The following is a 442-nucleotide window of genomic DNA, read 5'->3' on the forward strand; positions in this document are numbered from 1 at the left end:
TGAAAGCCATCTTTTTTAAGATATTTTGGAATACTGATAGCCTTGTGGTCATATTTTCCTTGTTTGGCAAGATTGATCAAACCAAAGAAAGATGTAAAGGCTTCATTGACCTTTTTTAAAATTTGCTGTGCCATGTTGCTGTTCAACAGCTTATAGTTTTCGTTCGTTTTTGCAAGATGATAGTTTTTCTTATAATTAAGAAATTCCTTCTGTCCAAAATAGTATAGTCTGACATTGTATAATCCGACGTTGTACATGTTCTTGGCAATATGGCACAGTTCTCGAAGAGTCAAGTATTCTTCTTCGGTCAAACCATTTAGCTGTTGTTTGATACAAAAATACATTTTTTCACCTCCCATCTAACTATATAGGTATTGTCAAAAGTTTATCCTCCACACTCACTGTTTTTCATTGAGTTTCAACGGTTAGAATAAAAAAAGCT

1 pseudogene is annotated in these 442 nt (G+C 33.3%); it reads right to left on the bottom strand.

Annotated elements, in window-relative coordinates:
- Positions 1 to 344 (bottom strand): annotated as a pseudogene (locus DCC82_RS17145) (RNA-guided endonuclease TnpB family protein); the annotation flags it as partial.
- Positions 345 to 442 lie beyond the last annotated feature (98 nt).

This window comes from Geobacillus sp. LYN3 (genome assembly GCF_003064505.1).
GTDB classification, from domain to species: domain Bacteria; phylum Bacillota; class Bacilli; order Bacillales; family Anoxybacillaceae; genus Parageobacillus_B; species Parageobacillus_B toebii.